The sequence below is a fragment of the Streptomyces sp. NPDC050439 genome (assembly GCF_040655335.1).
Taxonomy (GTDB): Bacteria; Actinomycetota; Actinomycetes; order Streptomycetales; family Streptomycetaceae; genus Streptomyces.
In genome coordinates, this window is sequence record NZ_JBFAJT010000004.1 from 346,041 (window position 1) to 360,954 (window position 14,914).

The following is a 14,914-nucleotide window of genomic DNA, read 5'->3' on the forward strand; positions in this document are numbered from 1 at the left end:
TCATGTCACCCCCCAACGTCATGTCATCCACCGCGTCCCTGACGGCCGGGCTCCTGAAGCAGGCCGGGAGCGACGCGGTCATGGTCGAGGTCCTGTCCGCGACCGGAGGGCCCGGCGTTCGCCACACCTACCGCGAACTCGTGGGCGCGGCACGGGTGTTCGCCGCCGAGCTGCGCAGCCGCGGGGAAGCGCTCGGCCGCCCCGTACGGGTGGGGCTGCTCGCAGACAACTCCGCGCAGTGGGTGGTCGCCGACCTCGCCGCCCTGTTCGCGCGGGCCGTGGAGATCCCGGTCCCCATGGCCTTCACCGCCGAACAGGCCGCGTCGCTGCTCGCCGACGCCGACCTCTGCCTGGTCGACGCGCACGGCGAGCGGTGGCTGGAGCGCGCCGCCGCCAAGGGGGTCCAGGCCCTGCCCGCGGACTGCGCGGTCGTCGGGATCGACCTGCCGGGGCTCGTCGAGACCGCCGCCGACGCCCAACTCCCGCCGTTGAACGCCGAGATCGCCGAGGCGGAAGCGGCCGGTGACACCGTCGTCAAGGTGGTGCACACCTCCGGCACGACCTCCGCGCCCAAGGGCGTACGGGTCAGGCTGCACGGCATGGAGGCACTGCTCGCCTCCCTCGGCGGCCGGGTCGACGACGCTGTCTTCGGCCGCTATCTCTCCGTGGTGCCGCTGAGCCTGCTCATCGAACAGGTCGCCGGGCTCTACATGCCGTTCCTGAACGGCGGCAGCGTCACCTTCCTGCCGCCCGGCACCGCCCTGATCGGCACGGTGGCCGACGCGGGCCCGCGAATGCTCTCGCTGCTGCGCCAGGCGCAGCCCACCGCCATGGTCGTACCGCCCACCGTCGCGGGCCTGCTGCTCGCCCTGTGCGAACAGAACCCGACGGAGGACCTGGCCCAGCGCAGGCACCGGCTCTTCGGGCACACCGGGCCCGTCTTCATCGCCTGTGGCGGCGCGCCCGTCTCGCCCGACGTCCTTCAGCGCCTCGAAGCGTTCGGCATCCCCTTGTACGAGGGGTACGGCCTGAGCGAGAACAGCTCGGTCGTGGCCTGGAACTTCCCCGGACAGTTCCGGTTCGGCACGGTGGGCAAGCCGCTCGACCACGTACGGGCGCGGCTCGCCGAGGACGGTGAACTGCTCATCCGGAGCACGTCGTTGTTCGCCGGATACACCCAGGAGGACCCCTCCAGCGTGGTCGTCGACGATGAGGGGTGGCTGCACACCGGCGACCTGGCCACCATCGACGAGGACGGCTACATCCGGATCACCGGCCGCAAGAAGAGCCTGGTCATCACGGCCGCGGGACGCAATCTGTCCCCCGAGTGGGTCGAGGCCCGCTACCGCGAACTCGGCTTCGTGCGCGAGGCGGCCGTCGTCGCGGACGGCCTCGACGAGGTGCTCGGCCTGTTCGTGATCGACGCCGGCACGGACCGCGTCGAGGCCCGCCGTCAGATCGAGGAGTTCGGCGCCGGGCGCCTCTCCGCCATCGAACGGGCCACCTCCGTACGCCTCATGGCCGAGGACGACCCGGAGTACGCCACCTGCTTCACCGTGACCGGCCGCCCCCGCAGGGACGCCGTCCGTGACCTGCTGACCCGCACCGCACCCGAGGAGATCACCGCATGAGCACCGCCCTGAGGACCACTCCGTACGGCACCGGCGGCGGACTGCTCGTGACGCCCGCCGAGCCGGGCGCCCTGGCCGGCGTCGAGCCCAAGGAACTTCTCGACCTGCTCGCCGAGGCGGGCTTTCTCCTCCTGCGCGGCTTCGGCGCCGACATGGCCTCGTTCACGGACCTCGTGCAGCGCACCTCCACCTCCACCACCCTCGACCCGGCACGCGACTTCTACTCGGAGGTCGCGCAGAAGGTCGACGCGGGCCTGGCCGAGGTCGGCCTGCACACCGAGAACGGCAACAGCCCCTTCCGCTCCCACCTGGCCTGGTTCTTCTGCGAGAAGGCGGCCGCGTCCGGCTCCCAGACCACGGTCTGCGACGGCTACCGGGTGTGGGACGAGCTCGCGGAGCCCGTACGCACGGCGTTCCTCGGCCAGGACATCGTCTACAGCAGGCATGTCGCCGAGCCTCAGTGGCGCGCCATGGCCCATCACCTCACGGGCAGGCCCGCCGAGGAGATCGCCGTCGAGGAGCTCGTCGGCCTCGCCGCCTCGCTGCCCGGCACCGAGGTGACGCCCGAGGCGGACGGCGGGGTGCGCTACGCGTTCCGCACACCCGCGGCGGCCGCCACGCTGTTCGGCGAGCGGATCTCCTTCGCCAACAGCATCCTCGGCCCGTCCTTCAACTACGAGAAGCCGCGCATCACCTTCGCGGACGGCCAAGAGCTCTCCGCCGAGCTGCTCGCCGCCGTCACCAAGACCACCGGGGCCCTCACCGAGAACCTCGACTGGGCCGACGGGGACGTCGCCGTCATCGACAACACCCGGGTGATGCACGGCCGCAGGGCCATCACCGACTCCCGGCGGACCATCTACAACGCGCTGAGCTTCGTCGAGGCCCCGGAGCCCGTGGCCGCCTGACCCGCGCCGCCCGAGCGGCGGCGCACCCGACCGGCGGAGGCCGGTACCACCCCCCGGCACCGGCCTCCGCCCCCGTACGACCGAACCTCGAAGGTGATCTCGCATGTTCTCTGCCCTGGGCTCCGCCCTCCACGCGAAGCGGAGGCTGACCCTGTACGTGGTCATCGGCCTCGCCGTGCTCTCAGCCCTCTTCGGCGGCACCCTGCAGAGCAAGGTGACCAACGGCCTCGCCGACTACGACGACCCGACCGGCTCGCACACCGTGGCCCGCGAGGTCATCCAGGAAGCCACCGGCATCGACGCCCAGCAGGGATACGCGCTCCTCATCCGCACGGACGAGGCCATCGACCCCGGCGGGACGCAGCCCGAGGCGGTGGCCGCGGGCATCGCGCTCCTCAAGGGGCGACCCGAGGTGAAGCGGGTCCTCGACTACAAGTCGGCCGGTGACCCGGCCCTCATCTCGAAGGACGCGCGCTCCACCGTCCTGATCGGCGCGGTCAGGCCGATGAAGGACAAGGAGACCAAGGACGCCGAGAAGGCGTTGCAGAAGGCGATCGACGACGACCCCGCGCTGCGCGGCCACGCCCACCTCGGCGGGCCGACCATCGGCATGGTCCAGGTCGGCGAGGTCACCACCAAGGACCTCTCGATGGCCGAGGGCATCGCCCTGCCGGTCGTCCTCGTCCTGCTCTTCCTGGTCTTCCGCGGCCTGGTCGCCGCGCTGCTCCCGGTCATCGGCGCGATCTTCACGCTGCTGCTCACCATGGCGGGCCTGCGCCTGGTCACCCTCTTCGACAACGTCTCCACCGGGGCGCTCAACCTGGCCTTCGCGCTCGCGCTCGGCCTCGCCGTCGACTTCGGGCTGCTGATCGTCTCCCGCTACCGCGACGAGCTCGCGCGGCACGGAGCCGGGGCGCTCGCGCTGCGCCGCACCATGGAGACCGCGGGACGCACCGTGCTCTTCAGCGGTCTCACCGTGGCCGCCGCGCTCGCGGCGCTGCTCGTCTTCCCGCAGCCGTACCTCCAGTCCATGGGCATGGCGGGCGTGATCACGTCGCTGGCCGCCGTGCTGTTCGCGCTGCTCGCCCTGCCCGCCGTGCTCGCGCTGCTCGGCGACCGCGTCAACTCCTGGGCCCCGCGGCGCTGGCAGCGCGTCACGCAGGCCGAGGGGACCGAAGGCGCGGGCGACTCGGCCGTCAGGCGCTGGCGGCGGATCGCGCAGCTGGTGATGCGCAGGCCCGTCATCGTCGCGGTCGCCGCCACCGCGATCCTGCTCGCGCTCGCGTCGCCGGTGCTCGGCATCCGCTTCACCGGCGCCGACGCGTCGGCACTGCCCACCGGCATCAGCGCCGGCAAGGTCTCGGCCGCCATGCAGGACGACTTCGCCGCGCCCGCGACCTCGCCGCTGCGCGTGGTCGCCGACACCAGCGACGGAGGCAAGCTGGACGCGTACGCGAAGACGATCGCGGAGGTGCCCGGCGTCGAGGCGGTCGCGAAGCCGGTCCGCCTGGACGCCACGCACTGGGAGATCGACGCCGTCCTCGAAGGACAGCCGCTCGGCACGGTCGCCAAGGACGCCGCCGACGAGGTCAGGTCGCTCGACGCGCCCACGCCCGTACGGTTCACCGGGCAGACCGCCGACTTCCTCTCGCAGAAGGACGGCATCCGTGACCGCCTTCCGCTCGCCGTCGGCGTCCTCGCCGTGGTGACCCTGCTGCTGCTCTTCGCCTTCACCGGCTCGGTCGTGCTGCCGTTCAAGGCGCTCCTGATGAACACCCTCTCCACCGGGGCCGCGCTCGGCTTCCTCGTCTGGGTCTTCCAGGACGGGAACCTCGGCTTCGACGCGGTGAGCGGCATCGAGTCCACCACTCCGGTGCTGGTCTTCGCGCTCGCCTTCGGACTCTCCACCGACTACAACGTCTTCCTGCTCGGCCGCATCAAGGAGGCGCGGGCAGCCGGACTCGACGACCGCGCGGCGGTGGCCGAAGGCCTGGCCCGCACCGGACGCATCGTGACGTCGGCCGCGCTGCTGTTCTGCGTGGCGGTGGGCGCGCTCGCCCTCTCGCGCCTGGTCTTCGTCAAGGAACTGGGGCTCGGCACCGCCTTCGCGGTCATCCTCGACGCCACGGTCGTCCGCGCGCTCCTGGTGCCCGCCCTGATGACGCTGCTCGGCGGCGCCAACTGGTGGGCGCCCAAGCCCCTGCGCCGACTGCACTCCGCGCTGCGGCTCGACCGCATGGAGACCTCGGACGACACCGCCGTACGACCGGAACCCGGCGACGCCGGGCAGACCGGCCGCGAAGAGGTGGTGAGCAGGGCCTGAACCAAGGACTCACCGGCTGGGGTTGCGGGGAACCACACAAGGGAGAGCGGACATGTTTGCACCAGAGCGGGAGTACGAGGTCGTGATCCCGGCGGTGGCGGGGGGCGGCGGTGTGGCGGCGGAAGCGGAAGCCGACCGCCTGATGGGTCACGGCTTCGGCGTGATCCGCGGCCGGGAGAGCGAACTCGCTCTCCTTGAGCGGCTGTTGGCGCAGCCGCAGGAACGGCTGATCACGCTGACCGGGCCGGCCGGCGTGGGCAAGAGCCATATGGCGCACGCGGCGCTGATCGCACGGACCCGGGCCGGCGGCGCGCCCCTGCTCTGGACGGACCTCGCCGAATCGGCCGGGGCCACGGCGGTCTGGTCGAGTGTCGGCGTCGACACGGCCAGGGCGGCCGCCGCCCGGATCGGCACGCGCCAGACGCTGCTCGTCCTCGACAACTGCGACCTGGTGGCCGCGCGGGTGGCCCTGGACATCTCCGCCCTGCTCAGGGCCTGCCCACGGCTGAAGATCCTGGTCACCAGCCGGGTCTCCCTCGACATCCGGGCCGAACGCGTCCTGGTGACGGAACCGCTGCCCACGGGCGTGGGCTCGCCGGCCGAGGAGCTCTTCACCGATCACGTGAGCCCCCGCTACCGCGCCGGACTCGACGGCGCCCAGGCACAGTCGGCGGTGACGGAGCTGTGCCGGGAACTCGACGGCATCCCCCTGGCCATCGAGCTGGCGGCGGAGGCCGTCGGCACCGAGGGTCCCCAGGCCGTCCTGGACCGGCTGGGCAGGGGCGAGCCCGTCGGCCGGCGCAGGCTCCGGGACGCCTCGGCCCGGCACGACGGGATCAGCAGCGCCCTCGGCTGGGCCACCCAGGGACTGAGCCCCGCCGACCGCGAACTCCTCGCCACGCTCGCCGTGTTCGAGGCGCCGCTCGGCCTCGCGGAGGTGCGTAGGGCGGCCGGTGCGGGCCAGGCGGACGCCGTGGCCGGCATCGAGTCCCTGGTCCACCAGAGCCTGCTGCTCAGCGGGCGCGGCCCGGACGGCGAGCCGGAGTTCCGGCTGCCGCGCATGGCGCGCGCCCACTACCACCAGGCCCTGGCGGCCGATCCGGAGGCGCTGGCCCGCGCGCTCGACCAGCACGCGGCGCACTGCACGGCCTTCGCCGCCGTGCTCGCGGACGGGCTGCGCTCAGGGCGGGACATGGGCCAGCTCCTCGCGGCCGTCGAGGCCAGACTGCCCGACCTGCGCAAGGCCACGGGCCATCTGCGGGCGCGCGGCGACCACGCGGGGGTGCTGCGCATGCTGACCGCGCTGGAGGGCCCGCTGCTCGGCCACGGGCTCGACCTCGACGCCGTGGACGCGATGGAGAGCTCCGCCGCCGCGTGTGCCGACGGCGCGCTGGCCGCCGAGGCGCTGATGGCCGTCGCCCGCTGGGCGCTCGGCCGGGACGAGCGGCAGCGCGCGGAGGCCGTCCTCGACCGGGCGGCCGTCGCCGCCGCCGAACTCCCCGCGGTCCGGGCACGGGTGGCCGCGCACACCGGGGAGCTGCTGCGGCGCAGGGGCGAGACGGCGGGCGCCGCCGCGCTGCTCGAATCCGCGCTGCGGGAACTCGACGCCGTGGGCGATGTGTACGGCGCGGCCCTGGCCCGCAGGTCGCAGTCGCTCCTGCGCGCCGGACACGGCGACCCGGACGCGGAACGCCCGGCGCTGCAGGCGCTGGCGGAACTGCCGTGCACGCCCATCGAGTTGGAGCCCGGTGCCGCTGAGTTCTGGCGCGACCCTTGGTCCCCGGTCGTGGTCCGTGCCGCCCTGCTCAACGCGCTCGCGCGGGTGCGCCGACTGCTCGGCCGCGCCCCGGAGGCGTACGTGAACGTGCGCGAGTCGATCCGGCTCCTGATGGGCACCAGCGGCCCCGTGGAGGCGGCCGAGGCCCTGGAGACCATGGTGATCGTCGCCGTGGGGCCGGGGAACGAGGAGCACAGGGAGGCGCTCGCCCAGGTCCTCGCCCACGCCGAGGCCCTGCGTCGGCAGCACGCGCTGGTCTCCGAGGAGGGCGTCGCACTGCGGGCCGTGGCCGACCGGCTGCACCAGGGCTTCGACCCGGCCGCGCTGCGCAGGCTGCGCCTTGAGGCCCGCCAGGTCTCGCCGCACAGCGCCCTGATCGCGGGCCTGTTCGCGCCCGCGCCCAAGGAGGAACGGCCCTCGCGGACCGGGCCTCCCGCCCCGCACGGGCTCACTCCACGGCAGCACGAGGTCGCGCTGCTCGTCGCCGAGGGAATGACCAACCGGCAGATCGGCAGGCAGCTCGGCATCTCGGAGTGGACGGTGACCAACCATCTGCGCGTGGTGATGCAGAAACTGGAATGCGGCTCACGGGTGCACGTCGTACGCGCCATCCAGCAGGCCGGGTGATGAGCGGGGCCGGGCGTGCGGGCGTCCACATCTGGGTCGGCCAGGTGCCCGACACGGCGGCCGACCAGGACGTGGCGCTCCTCGACGAGCGGGAGAGGCACCGCTTCGACGCCTTCGGGGACGAGGTGACGCGGGCCCGGTACGCGGGCTCCCGGGCGGCGATCCGGCGCACGGTCGCGCGCTGGCACGGAGTCGGGCCGGCCGCGGTGCACTGGGGCGTCGCGCGCTGTCCGGGCTGCGGGAGCCGGGACCACGGCCCGCCGTACGTCCGCCTGCCGCGCTCCGAGTGGCGTTCGAGCGTGTCGCGCTCCGGGGAGTGGTGGATGCTCGCCCTGTCGTACGGGGTGCCCGTCGGCGTCGACCTGGAGCGCCGGAGCGCCCCCCAGGCCGATGCGGTGATCCGCCGCGCGCTCACGCCGGAGGAACGGGCGCATGTCGAGGCCGCCGGGGAGGGCACGGAGCGGGACGACGCCCTGATGCGCTGCTGGACGCGGAAGGAGGCGGTGGCCAAGGCCTGGGGCGTCGGCCTCGGAACGGACCTCGCCGAAGTGGCGGTACGGCCGTGGCAGGAGACGGCGGTAGTGGAGCGGACGGGCGGGGGCGGCGCGGAGCACTGGGCGGTGCGTGAGGTAAGCGTGGGCGAGGCGTGCGTGGCGGCGCTGGCGCGGCCCGTCGCTGTTGCGGCCCCGGTGGTGGTGCACGTGATCGACGGCGGGCGGACAGCCACGGGAGCCTGACTGTGCGCACAGCCGGACCCTCGGGGTGTGTCTACGTGTGTTGGTGGACGTGCGCCTGCGTGGGAAAGGGCAGGCGTGCGTGGCGGCGCTGGCGCGGCCCGTCGCTGTTGCGGCTCCGGTGGTGGTGCACGGGGCCGACGGCGGGGGGACGGCCGCGAGGGCCTGACTGTGCGCACAGTCAGGCCCCCGGGAGTGTGTCCACGTGCGTCAGAGAATGCGCGCCCGCATCAGAAGACGATCGGGCCCGGCGTCTGCTTCGAGACGGCCTTGCAGGTGTTCGTGCTGCCCAGGATGTCGAGGCTCAGCGAGGTGTCGGTGGAGCCCGCGGCCGGGATGTACGAGTCGAGGCTGTCGCCCGCGGACACCGCACCGGTCAGGGCGCCGATGGTCACCGGCTGCCCTGCGGCGGCCGCGTCGTTGGCGGTGCCGGTGAAGTCCACCGTGCCGCCCCCGGCGCGCTCAAGACGCAGCGTGGCGGTGATCGAGTTCGCCGGGATGTCGACCGGGGCCAGACCGCCGCTGGTGGAGATCTTGACGGAGCCGACGCCGTCCGCGGCCGAGGCCTCGATCGTCAGGTCGGAGACGCCGTAGCTGCCGCAGTCGTACGAGGCCGTCACGGTCTGCGATGCGGTGGGGGCCGCGACGGAGGGGGCGGCCAGGGCTATCCCGCCCGCGAACAGGGCGGCGGTGGCAACGGTGCTGGCCTTGAGAATGTGACGCACAGTCAATTTCCTTCTGTTGGGGTCTGTTCCACTGGTACTGCAGGGGTGTTGAGCAGACGGACGGCCGGCGGGCCGTCCGGGTCATAGGGGGCGGCGCTCGGCCACCGGGATGCGCACGGTCGGCGGATGCCAGTCGGCGATTCCGTCGAAGCCGCGCAGGAGCAGGCCGGGAACGGCCCTCGAAGCGGCCCTGAAGACCGCGTCGCGCGTGGCGACGGCCGCCCGCGAACGCAGCGACGTCAGCTTCAGGATGCGTTCGGCGCGGCGCACCATCGCGGTCGTACGCGGTCTGCGGTCGTGGTCGTACGCGGCGAGCGCGGTGAGCGGATTCGAGCCCGGCACGGCGTGGTGGGCGAGGACGACACCGTCCTCGATCGCCATGTTGGCGCCCTGCCCCAGGGTCGGCACCATGGCGTGCGCCGCGTCCCCGAGCAGCGCGGTGCGCCCCCGGGCGAACGAGCCGAGCGGCACGGCCATGTGGTGCACGTCGTGGCGCAGGATGTCGTGCTCGTCGACCGAGCCGAGCAGGGTCGGCACGGGCTCGTGCCAGTGGCCGAAGAGCCTGAGCAGTTCGGCCTTCTCGCCGTCGGCGGAGCGGCCGCCCTTCTCGGTCGCGGCGCAGGCGTAGACGAACACGCTGTCCGGGTCCCGGATCAGGCTGCCCCAGACGAGGCCGCCGCCCCACGACTCGTGCGGCACGAAGCCGGGTCCCGGCATCGGCGCGAGGATGCGCCACACGGTCCAGCCGCCGTAGGCGGAGCCGGGGTGGCCGGGGAAGAGGATGCCGCGCGTCTTGGAGTGCACGCCGTCGGCGGCGACGACGAGATCCGCCTCGTACACGCCTTGCGGGCTGCTGACGTGCGCCTTGCGTCCGGCCGATCCCGCGTCCGTGAGGTAGGCCGCCTCGCCGGTGCGCAGGACACCCTCGGGCAGCCGGCCGACGATCAGGTCGACCAGGTCGCTGCGGCGCAGGACCACCAGGGGGCCGCCGAACCGGGCGGTGACGGCCGAGCTGTGGGTGCGGGTCAGCGGGCGGCCCCGCGGATCGCACATCAGGCCGTCGCCCTGCCATGCCGCGAGGGCGGTGACCTCGTCACCGAGGTCGAGGGCGGCGAGCGCGCGCTGTGCGTTGGGGGCCAGGGTCAGGGCGGCCCCGATCGGGGCCAGGGTGGGGGCGCGTTCCAGGACGGTGATGTCCCAGCCGCGTCGGTGCAGGGCGAGGGCGGTGGTCAGGCCACCGATGCCGGCACCGATGACGACGGCTTTGGGGCGGGTCATGGACTCTCCTTGTGGGTCAGGCGAGTTGCCGTGATCTGCGGGAGGACCGGGGGCGGCGTCAACCGCCCCCGGGCCCGTGGGTCACACCCGCGCACCTCCCGCCCGCCAGTGCACGGCGGCGGCCCCCGCGAAGTCCCCGGCGTGGGCGAAGCCGGCCAGCATCAGCAGGCTGCCGTCCTCGACGCGGCCCTCGCGGATGCCGTGGTCGAGGGTGATGGGGACAGCCGCGCCGAAGAGGTTCCCGAACCTGTCGAAGGTGTCCAGATGGCGGTCGGGGCCGATGGAGAGCCGCTCCTGCCACTGCTTGAGGAACATCCGGTTGGGCTGGTTGGTGATCAGCAGATCCAGGTCGTCGGTCTTGAGGTCCAGTGACGCGCAGACCCGGTTCACCACCTCGGGCACCAGACGGTTGCCGCGCTCGACGATGTCGGCGACCTTGTCGGGCGTGAACCCGACGTGCATCTGGCTGGAGCCCGCCTCCCAGTACTTGCGCCCGTCGTGCAGCGCGAGGCCGCAGTCCCGGGTGTACTCGCCGTGGTTGGCGACCTCGATGCCGAGGATCGGTGACTCCTCGGACGCCGCCACATAGGCGGCGCCGCAGCCGTCACCGGGGATGACGGCCTCGGGGAGCCTGCGCACGTCGGGCTGCGTCATCACCGGGCCCGCGCTGTTCTGCACGTTGAAGAGCAGCGCGGACCGGGCCTGGCCCGAGCCGATCAGCGCACGGGCCAGGCGCAGCAGATGGACGAAGGACGCACAGCCGCCGTTGTGGGCGTCGAGCACCCAGTCGGCCTTGATGCCGAGCCGGTGCGCGACCTCCGCCCCGGGGCCGGTGAACGGCACCTCGGGGAGCAGCGAGTTGGTGATCACCACGTCGACGGCGCGCAGGGCGTCGTCCCCGATCCGGTCCCGCAGGACCAGACCGGCCTTCTCCATCATGTCCGCGGGCGTCTCGTCCCTGGACACCTGGTGCCGGGTGCGCGGCGCCTTGAACATCGTGTGCCCGGCCAGGTCGGCCGCGCCTTCCTGATGTTCGAGGAAGTACTCCGTGCCCACCGGTTCCCCGGGCAGGTAGGAGGCGAGCTCCAGCAGACTGACCGTTTTCATGCGCCGGTGCTGCCGTTGCTGCCGTTGCGCAGCTCCAGGATCTTCTTCATGTTGTCGATCTCTATCTGGTGACCGGCGTAGAAGAGGTTCCACATGTCGCCGACCCACGGGCGCTCGGGGCTCGACGCCAGCTCGGGGTGCGGGTTCTTGTCGTAGTACGGGTGACGGCAGTTGGTCCAGATGACGACGGAGCCGGGCTTGTTCAGGACGGTCTGCGCGTCGATGATCCGGTGGATGTAGACCATCCACAGCTCCTCGCCCTGGTCCCAGGCGCACTTCATGTCGACGGTGAGGGCGCGCGGGTCGCCGTCGATCCGCAGGAAGATCTTGGTCTCGTCGTCGAGGAGGGTGTCGCGGCCCTGGAAGAGGCCGGGGGTGTCGGTGGGCGCGAAGTCACGGGTGCTGTAGGTGTACTCGTTCAGGCTGCGCTCGTCGGTGAGGAAGTCGTAGACGGCCTGCGGCGGCGCGTCGATGTACTGGTGGACGGTGACGAACTGCCCGTACACCTCGTCGTACGTGAACGACTCCTTGGTCATCTGCGCGGCCTGCGCGATGGCCTCCTCGCGGGTGGTGGTCTCCCAGCGGAGCAGCCCGGGGACGTCCTTGAGGTCGGCGGGGATCGGCTCCGGCGCGACGTAGTCGGCGGTGGTGGTGTCCGTGCTCGTGACGGTGGTCATCCTGGTACGACTCCTTGGTTGCTGGGCCGGCTCTTTCCGACGGCCATGGCGTGCTGCTGGAAGGGACGGAACGGAGGCATCTCGGTGGGGTCGGTCTCGACGCAGATCAGTGCGGGCGAGCCGGTGGTCTCTGCGCGGGCGAGCGCGGCGCGCAGCTCGTCCGCGGTCGTGGCGGTCACCGCGTCCAGGCCGGGGAACATCGCGGCGGCGCCTTCGCCGATCCGGGCCGGGCGGAAGAGGTTGTAGGTGTAGTCGCCGGAGTAGAAGAGCTGCTCGCGGGTGTGGCACATGCCGTGCGAGTTGTTGTTGAAGATCACGAAGGTGACGGGAAGCCGGTGCTCGACCGCGGTGTGCACCTCCATGCCGTGCATGAAGAACGCCCCGTCACCGGCGAACACACAGGTGCGCCTGCCGGTCGCGAACGCGGCGCCGATGCCGGCCCCGAAGCTGTGGCCCATGCCGCCCATGCCCATGGCGACGATGAACCGCCCGTCGACGGGCACCCCGACGTGATGGATCACGGTGGCCCCGGTGTTGCCCGCGTCGCTCACCACGGTGGCCCCGGCGGGCAGCGCGGCGCCGACGACCAGCGCGGCGGCACGCATGTCCAGCGGACCAGAGTGCGCGGGAACGGCGGGAGGCGGTGGCACCGCCCCGGCCGCGGCGAGCGGACCCTGTGGCCCGGGAACTGCCGGAGCTCCCGCTCTCCCCGCCGCCAACTCCGTTGCCAGTACGTCCATTTCGTTGCCCAGGGGCCCGGTGAGGCGCACCAGATCCTCGTGCGGTTCCAGGAACGGCGGCCGTGGGTCGACGCAGACCACCGGCGAACCCTTGAGGTGGTCGTGCAGTCCGGCGCCCGCCATCTGCGGGAGCCGGGTCCCGGCGAGCACCACGGCGGACGCCTGCTCCAGCGCCTCCTGCACGTCCGCGGTGCCGATCACCCCGGCGATGCCCAGGTGACGCGGATCGCGGTCGTCGAAGACGTCCTTGGCGTCCGGGGCCACGGCGACCCGTGCCCCGAGCGCCTCGACGAGCCGGGCGAGCTGGGGCCGTGCATCCGCCCTGGCCACCGCCTCGCCCGCGATCACCACCACGCCCTGCCGCTCCCCGGCCGAGCGCAACAGGGCCACGGCCCGCCCGCGTTCGGCTGTCGGAGAGAGCTCGCGGACGGCGACCTCGGGCGGGCCCGGGGCGTCCCAGGCGGGCAGCACGGCCTGCTGCACGTTCTTGGGCAGCAGGAGCACGGCCGGCCCCGGGGCCGCCGGGTCGAGTGCCGCCGCGAGGGCACGCGGCAGCGACTCGGTGATGGACTCCGGGTCCTCGACGCGTACGCAGTGCACGGCGATCTCACCGAACAGCCGCTCCGCGTCGATCGATCCGGCGAGCCCGCTGGTCTCCTGGAAGGAACCGTGCCCGTCCAGTGAGGTGGGCGGCTGCCCGATCAGGACCAGGGCGGGCACGAAGGAGGCCCTGAGCTCGGCGATCCCGGGGACCAGGTTCATGGCCCCGGCGCCCGAGGTGGCGGCTATCACCGGTATGCGCTGGGAGGCGCGGTGATATCCGTCCGCCATGGTCGCGGCCGAGAACTCGTGCTTGGCGACCACGCCGATCGGGCCGGAGCCGAGGCCCGATCCCGGACCGGATTCCGAACTCGATTCCGCGTGCTGAATCGCATCGTAGAGATCTTCGATATTGGCGCCACCGACTCCGAATACATGCCCGACGTCCTGCCGGCGAAGAAAGTCGACGATGAAGTCGACCACGCGGAATTGGTTTCTCATGGACCGTCCCTCTTTCCAGGCGGTGGTCCAGTCATTTCAGGCCGTGTGGTCCGCCGCGGGCAAGTGGCACATCCCTGTCAGCCGGGCCCTGTCACGACATGGCAGGGATCTGCCATACCGCTCTGTCATGTCCGGGGACGGCGGCCGTAGTTAGGTTCTGGTCAATCGCTCACCGCACATCGCACCGACCGGAAGGAACAACCATCGTGATCACCGTTGAAACCGTCTGCGCCCTCATAGCGAAGAAGCTCGGCAACAAGGCGTCCGGCCTCACGCTCAACGCCGACACGGCCTTCGACTCGGTGGGCCTTTCGAGCCTGCAGATCGCCGACATCGTCTACACCGTCGAGGACGACGCGGAGATCGAGCTCGACCCCAGCCAGGCGGCCAACGTGAAGACCGTCGGTGACCTCGTCAAGCTGGTCGAGTCCACCCAGACCGCGGCCGCCGCATGAGCACCGTCGCCTACCAGGGCGCCACGGCCGAGGCGATCAGGCACCACTACGACGTCTCCAACGACTTCTACGGCCTGTGGCTGGACGGTTCGCTCACCTACACCTGCGCCCTGTGGGACGAGTCGGGCGCGGAACTCGAAGGCGTGCAGGACGATTTGGAGGCGGCGCAGGCCCGCAAGCTGGATTACCTCATCGAGGGGGCCAAGGCGGCGGGCGCCGGCCGGGTCCTTGACGTGGGCTGCGGCTGGGGAAGCCTCCTCAAGCGCCTCACCGGGATCTACGGCGTGCAGCACGCGACGGGTCTGACCCTCAGCGACAGCCAGGCCGAGCTGGTCAGGGCGTCCGGGATCGCGCGCACCGACATCCGGGTGGAGAACTGGCTGGACCACGAGCCGACGGAGGGCTACGACGCGATCATCTCGATCGGCGCGTTCGAGCACTTCGCCAAGACGGGCCTGTCCAGGTCCGAACGGATCGCGGCCTACCGCGAGTTCTTCGAGCGCTGCTACGAATGGCTGCCCTCGCACGGCCGCATAGCCCTGCAGACCAACGTCAAGGGCAACAACACCGTGATGGACAAGGCCACCGTGCGTGAGCTCATGTTCATCATCGAGACCATTTTCCCGGAGTCGGAGATCCCGGCGCTCTCCGAGGTCATCGAATCCAGCGAAAAGCTCTTCGACGTGGTGTCCCTGCGCAATGACCCGGACCACTACAGCCGGACCTGCGCGGAATGGCTGCGGCGACTCCAGGAGAACCGGGAAGCGGCCGTACGTATCTCGGGCGAGGACAACGTCGTCAACTACGAGAACTATCTCGGCACGAGCGTCCGGCACTTCAAGAACCGCCACCTGGGCCTCGCGAGGATCATTCTCGAAAAGGGGCGTTGAG

General features: G+C 72.0%; 12 protein-coding genes. 7 read left to right on the forward strand and 5 right to left on the reverse strand.

Going from position 1 to position 14,914, the window contains the following annotated elements; genetic code table 11:
- The first annotated feature begins 20 nt into the window (after positions 1–20).
- From AB0I66_RS18935 to AB0I66_RS18955, 5 genes are all read left to right on the forward strand, one after another.
- The gene (locus tag AB0I66_RS18935) at positions 21–1,631 is read left to right on the forward strand and encodes an AMP-binding protein (RefSeq protein WP_363209002.1); all 1,611 of its coding nucleotides are present in this window, start codon (positions 21–23) and stop codon (positions 1,629–1,631) included.
- Positions 1,628–2,539, forward strand: a complete 912-nt coding sequence (locus AB0I66_RS18940) for a TauD/TfdA family dioxygenase (RefSeq protein WP_363209003.1) — start codon at positions 1,628–1,630, stop codon at positions 2,537–2,539. The genes AB0I66_RS18935 and AB0I66_RS18940 overlap by 4 nt, the downstream gene beginning before the upstream one ends.
- Before the next feature lie 103 nt (positions 2,540–2,642).
- Positions 2,643–4,862 (forward strand): MMPL family transporter, encoded by a 2,220-nt coding sequence (locus tag AB0I66_RS18945; protein ID WP_363209004.1) that lies wholly within the window; start codon positions 2,643–2,645, stop codon positions 4,860–4,862.
- A 52-nt stretch (positions 4,863–4,914) separates the two neighbouring features.
- Positions 4,915–7,266, forward strand: a complete 2,352-nt coding sequence (locus AB0I66_RS18950; RefSeq protein WP_363209005.1) for a LuxR C-terminal-related transcriptional regulator — start codon at positions 4,915–4,917, stop codon at positions 7,264–7,266.
- Positions 7,266–8,003, forward strand: a complete 738-nt coding sequence (locus tag AB0I66_RS18955; RefSeq protein ID WP_363209006.1) for a 4'-phosphopantetheinyl transferase superfamily protein — start codon at positions 7,266–7,268, stop codon at positions 8,001–8,003. Before AB0I66_RS18950 ends, AB0I66_RS18955 begins: the two co-directional genes overlap by 1 nt.
- Before the next feature lie 227 nt (positions 8,004–8,230).
- Here AB0I66_RS18955 and AB0I66_RS18960 read toward each other — a convergent pair whose 3' ends face one another.
- The 5 genes from AB0I66_RS18960 to AB0I66_RS18980 form a co-directional block, all read right to left on the reverse strand.
- A complete protein-coding gene (locus tag AB0I66_RS18960) occupies positions 8,231–8,725 on the reverse strand; it encodes a hypothetical protein (protein ID WP_363209007.1) in 495 nt (164 codons plus the stop codon).
- An 81-nt stretch (positions 8,726–8,806) separates the two neighbouring features.
- Positions 8,807–10,003, reverse strand: a complete 1,197-nt coding sequence (locus tag AB0I66_RS18965) for an FAD-dependent oxidoreductase (RefSeq protein WP_363209008.1) — start codon at positions 10,001–10,003, stop codon at positions 8,807–8,809.
- Positions 10,004–10,084: 81 nt separating this feature from the next.
- Entirely contained in the window at positions 10,085–11,110 is a 1,026-nt protein-coding gene (locus AB0I66_RS18970; protein WP_363209009.1) for a 3-oxoacyl-[acyl-carrier-protein] synthase III C-terminal domain-containing protein, read from the reverse strand.
- Entirely contained in the window at positions 11,107–11,787 is a 681-nt protein-coding gene (locus AB0I66_RS18975) for an SRPBCC family protein (RefSeq protein WP_363209010.1), read from the reverse strand. Before AB0I66_RS18975 ends, AB0I66_RS18970 begins: the two co-directional genes overlap by 4 nt.
- On the reverse strand, positions 11,784–13,568 hold the full coding sequence (locus tag AB0I66_RS18980) for a thiamine pyrophosphate-binding protein (RefSeq protein WP_363209011.1): 1,785 nt from the start codon (positions 13,566–13,568) through the stop codon (positions 11,784–11,786). The genes AB0I66_RS18975 and AB0I66_RS18980 overlap by 4 nt, the downstream gene beginning before the upstream one ends.
- Before the next feature lie 206 nt (positions 13,569–13,774).
- Here AB0I66_RS18980 and AB0I66_RS18985 point away from each other — a divergent pair, with 206 nt between their 5' ends.
- Together AB0I66_RS18985 and AB0I66_RS18990 are read left to right on the forward strand one after the other, a co-directional pair.
- Positions 13,775–14,023, forward strand: a complete 249-nt coding sequence (locus tag AB0I66_RS18985) for an acyl carrier protein (RefSeq protein WP_363209012.1) — start codon at positions 13,775–13,777, stop codon at positions 14,021–14,023.
- On the forward strand, positions 14,020–14,913 hold the full coding sequence (locus tag AB0I66_RS18990) for a cyclopropane-fatty-acyl-phospholipid synthase family protein (protein WP_363209013.1): 894 nt from the start codon (positions 14,020–14,022) through the stop codon (positions 14,911–14,913). The genes AB0I66_RS18985 and AB0I66_RS18990 overlap by 4 nt, the downstream gene beginning before the upstream one ends.
- Position 14,914 lies beyond the last annotated feature (1 nt).

Excerpts from the sequence above, each read along its gene's own strand:
- AB0I66_RS18975 (WP_363209010.1), bottom strand. The coding sequence starts at position 11,787 with ATGACCACCGTCACGAGCACGGACACCACCACCGCCGACTACGTCGCG.
- AB0I66_RS18980 (WP_363209011.1), bottom strand. The coding sequence starts at position 13,568 with ATGAGAAACCAATTCCGCGTGGTCGACTTCATCGTCGACTTTCTTCGC.
- AB0I66_RS18935 (WP_363209002.1), top strand. The coding sequence starts at position 21 with ATGTCATCCACCGCGTCCCTGACGGCCGGGCTCCTGAAGCAGGCCGGG.
- AB0I66_RS18950 (WP_363209005.1), top strand. The coding sequence starts at position 4,915 with ATGTTTGCACCAGAGCGGGAGTACGAGGTCGTGATCCCGGCGGTGGCG.
- AB0I66_RS18990 (WP_363209013.1), top strand. The coding sequence starts at position 14,020 with ATGAGCACCGTCGCCTACCAGGGCGCCACGGCCGAGGCGATCAGGCAC.
- AB0I66_RS18940 (WP_363209003.1), top strand. The coding sequence starts at position 1,628 with ATGAGCACCGCCCTGAGGACCACTCCGTACGGCACCGGCGGCGGACTG.
- AB0I66_RS18970 (WP_363209009.1), bottom strand. The coding sequence starts at position 11,110 with ATGAAAACGGTCAGTCTGCTGGAGCTCGCCTCCTACCTGCCCGGGGAA.
- AB0I66_RS18955 (WP_363209006.1), top strand. The coding sequence starts at position 7,266 with ATGAGCGGGGCCGGGCGTGCGGGCGTCCACATCTGGGTCGGCCAGGTG.
- AB0I66_RS18945 (WP_363209004.1), top strand. The coding sequence starts at position 2,643 with ATGTTCTCTGCCCTGGGCTCCGCCCTCCACGCGAAGCGGAGGCTGACC.
- AB0I66_RS18965 (WP_363209008.1), bottom strand. The coding sequence starts at position 10,003 with ATGACCCGCCCCAAAGCCGTCGTCATCGGTGCCGGCATCGGTGGCCTG.